The following is a 6074-nucleotide window of genomic DNA, read 5'->3' on the forward strand; positions in this document are numbered from 1 at the left end:
CAGTTTAGTTTAAAGAATACAACAACAGGTACTAAATCAGGTCAAATTTGGATTGTATCTATTGATATTACTTATGGTGGCTCAGGTTCAGTTACACCAGGTGAAGATACAGTAGCACCTGTGATTAGCGGTGCTAAAGATATCACTTATGTAATTGGTTCAACAGCTCCAAACTACTTAGCTGGTGTATCTGCACTAGATGCAGTTGATGGTGTTGTTCAAGTAGCAGTTGATACAAGTGAAGTTAATTTAGAAGTTGCTGGTACATATGATGTTATCTACACAGCTACTGACTTAAAAGGTAATGTCGCTGAAGTTGTTGTTCAAATTACAGTAACTGATGGTGAAGAGCCAGTTGATCAAGAAACATTGGTACATCACTTCCAATTTACAGGTGATTTACAACATGGATATTCTGACACTGCTGAAGCATCTGTATTAAAAGATACTGTTACAAATGCAAATGTAGATATTTTAAAGAAACGTGCAAACACAACTGGTAATGAATTAATCTTGTCAGGTGCGTCCACATCACAAACAACAGCTTGGATCGTATTTAACTTCCAAACAAAGATAAATAAAGTTACATTTAATTTAAAAACTTGGAGTGAGCTAGACTTAGCTGCAACAACTGTTGCTAAACTACAAACTAAAGATGGTAGTAACTGGGTTGATATCTTAGATTTATTACCACACTTAACAGTTGATGGTAAAGTAATTGAAGTCACTGATGTTGAATTAGATAACTTACGTATATTTGTAGATGCTTCTACAGGTACTCAAAATACAGCAAGAATTAAAATCTCTGATTTAAAAATGTTTAATCTAAAACCTGCTAAACCAGCAGAACAAGTAAATGTAGAGTTAGACCGTAATCAATTATCAATTCCAACAACATTTATTGAAAATGGTGTGGCAACACTTTCAAAAGTTGGTGCTAAAGGAAGTACAATTGTTTGGACATATACAAATGCAACAAACACTAACAACAATTTAATTAACCTTTCAACGGGTGCAGTAACTGTACCAAGTGAAGGTCAAGTAGAGGTAAGTTTAATTGCAACACTTACAAATGGTGAATTTTCTTTAACAAAACAATTTATTGTTAAATTAGGTGAAGGTAACCCAACAACTATTTTATCTGTTAGAGGAGAAACAAACCAAAGTTTTGTTAAAACAATTGGTGTTGTTACATCCGTTTATACAAAAGGAAATGAACTGTTTGTCTTCATGGAAGACCAAACAGCAGCAATTTTAGTTAGAATACCAACTTCACTTAATGCAACACTAAAAACTGGTGATGAAATTGAAGTTAGAGGAACAAAACTAACAGAAAACTCAAATATTTATATTGGAAATATTCGTGGTGTTAAAAAGTTAGCTACTAAAGAAGCATCTTCACTTATTATTACAGCTGACAAGATAGCAAACAATCCATCCAAATTAGTATCTATCTTTGGTCTAATGTCGACTAAATATACAAATACTCAAACAAACTATGTGTTACATACAAATCAAGGTAGCTTTACAATTTATGTACCACAGGATTTAAACCAAACTGAAAAATCAGCAATTCAAAACAAACTAGCAAACCTTGACCCAGGTCGAAGAGTAAGCGTGATTGCTCCTGTTTACAAAGAAGGATCAAATAACTACATATTTGTAACAAGTGCTAGTGAATTAACAGTAGATAATACAGTTGACTTTAATGACGTTTCTGCAATTATTTTAGATAACATTGTACTACCTACAATTGGTACATCAACATCAAGTAATCTAGACTTAACAGTAGCAGGAGAATTATTATTTGGTGCTACTATAAACTGGGTATCTTCAAACCCTGCTGTATTATCAAATACTGGTGTAATTAACCAAGGAGATAATGATGTTGTAGTTACATTAACATACACTGTCTTATTTGATAGTGAAGTTGTTGAAACTAAAACTTTCAATGTTACAGTAAATTCACGTTCAAGTTTTACAGGTTATTATTCAGTATTAAATGGTTTATCTGGTAATGCTTTTAAATCAGCTTTAACAAATATGATTAAGACTATGGGATCACAATCAGGTTCTACAGGTCAAGTAAAGACTATTGATAATTACAATGGACAAAACTACAATATCTATACAGGTTTTGGTTCATATGGTAACCGTGAACACGTTGTACCAGCATCAAAACTAAGAGCAGTTGGTGCTAAAGAAGATGACTTACATAACTTAAGAGCTGCAGTTACATCAGTTAATTCAACTCGTTCAAACTATCCATTTACGAACTCAGTCACAGGCGCTAAATGGCAATTAGTTAGTGGTAAATTCTATCCGGGTGAAGAGCACGTAGGAGATGTTGCGCGTATTGTATTGTATATCACATTACGTAACAACATCAAGATTACTGAAGTTGGTTCCTACGAAATGTTTATAACATGGCATGAACAAGATCCAGTAAGTGATTTTGAAATATCTAGAAATGAAAAAATATTTGGAATTCAAAAAAGCCGTAATCCATTTATTGATCATCCAGAATTAGTAGATGTTTTATTTGGCTAATTACTTTAACTAATAAGTCTTAAAAATTAAGATCTAATTAACTAATCAATTATACAAGGCAATAAACTTAATAAGATGTTAGTAGTTATTTATATGATTTGTAAAAAAACTACTAACATCTTTTTTCTTAAAAATAAATATTTCAAATTTAGGATATAATAATTAATAACGTCATTATAAGAATGTAGATTTATTAAAATAACGGCTTAGATATGTCTAAAAGACTATTTAATGGTAAAATAGTATAAACTAGGGAGAAGTATATGAGAAAAATAAGTACTGGATTCATGATTCTATTTTTTACCTTTATATTGATATCTTGTAGTGCTAACCCGGAGGATATGGAGTTTAGACTGCACCAACCTACGAATATAAAAGTGGAAAGAAATATTTTAACATTTAGCGAGGTAGAGGGAGCAAGTTCATATATTTTAAGTATTAATGGAGATAATATTATAATAAATGAAACAACGTACACCTTTACAGAAGATGGAACATACAAGGTGCGTATACAGGCTATTAGTGGTGTAGAAGACTTTGTAGATTCCTTGTTTACGGATGCATATGAGTTTAAGGTAAGATTTTTACAATATCCTACCGATATTGGAGTAATAAATAACCAAGTCTTCTTCACACGTGATGAAGATGCTGATAGCTATGATGTAGAAATTAATGGTACAGTATACAATTCAAAAGAAGATTTACCACCATACTTAGAGCCAGGCACCTATGAAATACGCGTTAAGGCAAGAAGTGATAAGTATAATGAATCTGAATTTTCTCCAATAACGGAAGTTGTTGTAGATAAATCAGATAGAGTAGTTACAAAGCATAACTACCAGTATAGTATTAACTCAAAATTTGAGTTACCACTATACACCTATAAAACTATAGGTTTAAACTATATTGAACTATTTGAAGCAAAAAAAGAAGATGATCATTTAGTAGAAGTAAATGCGTTAAGTGAACGTATAGACTATTATGCGTTTAATCAAACTATCTACTTTAGCACAAGTTACATGAATTTCTTAACTAAGAACCTAAAAGATAATCAACAATTAAAACAAGAAGTTTTAACATTTATGATTCACACCAATTTAGGAGAGCATGAAATTACACTTGAGATTAATAGATTAGATACCCCTTATGCTTATAACGGTCAGATTCAAAGTACCAACTTTAAAGATGATGTAAAATTCTTATTTGAAACATTTGATTATGTATTTATCAGTGTAGAAGGTTATGATATTAAGGATATGAATTTTAAATTTGAAAATGATGAATTAATCCTTTATGCAGACTACATACGTGATACTTATGAATTTGAAATAAGTGCTGAAAAATTAGAATTTACAGTAATCTTTGAAAAAGATGGCATAAACTATAAATACCCAATATATATAATAAAATAGGTGGATAAAATGAAATTAAAAAAAGATTATATTTTAAAAACTGTTGCTGGAGAACATATTGTAGTACCTATAGGCGTTGAGGCAACAAAATTTCACGGTATGATTACATTAAATGAAACAGGTAAGTTTTTATTTGAAAACTTAAAAGAAGAAACAACAGAAGAGATACTTATCATGAAACTTCTTGAAAGTTATGATGTAACACCTTCTCGTGCAAAAGCAGATGTTGAAAAGTTTCTTGGTTTACTAAAGAAACACAATCTATTTGATAATTAGACACAGACTTTTAGGATAAACAGGTGACATTTTAAATGTCACCTGTTTTATTAAGTAGTAAAAAATATAAGTTATAAACCCTATACTATTGAAAAATGGAAGCGTTTTACTAAATTAGTTGATTTATTTTAATATATATAATACAATATACTGTTACTTGTAAATATTGATTCATGCAAAGGGGCACTTACTTAAAAATGTACAATAAAGTTATTAGTCTAAGTGGAAGCATACTATCAAATTTAAATATAAGAGACTGACCATTTTTTTGGTCGGTCTCTTTTAATAATTTAAGTGAGATTATTGTATCTAAATGAATAGTAAATTGAAGGTAAAAATTAAGTAAAGTCTTAGGATCTAAGGTCTTAGATCGTGAATTTGTATAGTATACTAATGAAGGTATCTTATAAATAATAAAAAAAAAGAAAAGGGAGAAAAAAGACATGAAGAAAGAAACACTTAAAAAGAAGACTTATGATAGTCCTACTATAGAGATTACTGAGTTTTCAATGAAGGATTCGATTGCAACAAGTGGTGCAGGCTTGAATGAACAAGTATGGGGCGGCGGAGGAGACGTATAGTGAAAAAATTAAGTATATTATTTTTTGCATTTTTTGGTTTACTTTTCATTGGTATGTACAGTGCGCCAACCGCACAAGCAAACTCAGGTCAAAATACTGACCTAAATGTAACAGTAGTTGAAGGCAAAGGACAAGTCAACCGCACAAACCAAAAACTTAGCGTACCTCATGGTTTTGGTTCAAAAGTTTCTGTTGATGTAAGTGGGCTATTAACTAGTGAAAAAGACTTTGCTTACTACATTTTAAATGGTGAAAAAGTTGATACTCAATCAATAGAAATTACAATGTCTGGTTCAACTCATTTAGTGATAGTCACGGCAGCGGCAGGAGAAAAAGCTGTTAGCTATGTGGACACTAATGGTGAATTATTAGATGTTGATTATGTTACAGATGGATCACCTGTATTTACAGGTATAAATCCTGTGAAAGCGGGTTATCAATTTGATGCATTTGTTGGATCATATGAAGATGATCATGCGGTTTATACTGCACAATATAGTAGAGTAAACCAAACAGTAATTAATGTAAGTGTTACTGGTGGAACTAAAGACTTAACTGAGGTTAAATATAATGATGTTGTTACACTATCTCCAAATTCAGGCAACTTTAGTTACTGGGCTGATGAAGATGGTCAAGTAGTATCTAGAAATGCAAACTATGCATTCTCAGCACTGCAAGAAGTTAAACTAACAGCAGTATTTGATCAACCAGAAAGTGATGCTCCTGTTGTATACTTATCAAATGTAACAGGTATTAGCCCTGACAATCAATCATTCTTAGGTTATATTGAAGGTGATTTTGTTGAGTATGGATTACTTGCATCTAAAACAGCAGAAGTGTTAACAGTAGATTCTGTTGGAGTTGAAGTCATTCCTTCTACATCCTTACATCTAGAAACAAATGAATTTTTAAGATCGATTCCTGAAGAACTTGAATATACAACATTTAGAGCATATGCTAAATTAGAAAACGGTGATGTTGTCTACAGTGATAATAACTTTGTGTTAAGATCAATTTCTGTTGGTGAAACTGTTACATTTAAATATACGGGTACAGATAGCGGTAATATGACAACTGGTAATAATGCAGCTGTAGTTGGGCTAGTAGAGTCCGTATTTAATGTCACAACAGACTCTGTTGGATCTTATAATAATACTATTGGTTTAAATAAAGATGGTTCTGTAAGATTATATGCAGACAGAACAACTGGTAATGGTAATACATTAACAGTTGCAACATTAGGCGAACAAAAAAT

5 protein-coding genes are annotated in these 6074 nt (G+C 31.3%); all 5 read left to right on the forward strand.

The annotated features are described in order from the left end of the window. On the forward strand, window positions 1-2550 hold a 2550-nt coding region (locus IY230_RS01795; protein WP_196369632.1), incomplete at its 5' end, for an endonuclease. A gap of 263 nt (window positions 2551-2813) precedes the next feature. Beyond that, complete coding sequence (locus IY230_RS01800) at window positions 2814-3962, forward strand: hypothetical protein (RefSeq protein WP_196369633.1); 1149 nt, start codon at window positions 2814-2816, stop codon at window positions 3960-3962. Window positions 3963-3971: 9 nt separating this feature from the next. Beyond that, window positions 3972-4238 (forward strand): PqqD family protein, encoded by a 267-nt coding sequence (locus IY230_RS01805; protein ID WP_196369634.1) that lies wholly within the window; start codon window positions 3972-3974, stop codon window positions 4236-4238. A gap of 443 nt (window positions 4239-4681) precedes the next feature. Then, the gene (locus tag IY230_RS01810) at window positions 4682-4819 is read left to right on the forward strand and encodes a hypothetical protein (RefSeq protein ID WP_196369635.1); all 138 of its coding nucleotides are present in this window, start codon (window positions 4682-4684) and stop codon (window positions 4817-4819) included. Continuing rightward, a partial coding sequence (locus IY230_RS01815; protein ID WP_196369636.1) for a hypothetical protein occupies window positions 4819-6074 on the forward strand: 1256 nt, incomplete at its 3' end. The genes IY230_RS01810 and IY230_RS01815, both read left to right, overlap by 1 nt.

The sequence above is a fragment of the Acholeplasma laidlawii genome, from assembly GCF_015709225.1.
Classification (GTDB): domain Bacteria; phylum Bacillota_I; class Bacilli_A; order Acholeplasmatales; family Acholeplasmataceae; genus Acholeplasma; species Acholeplasma laidlawii_A.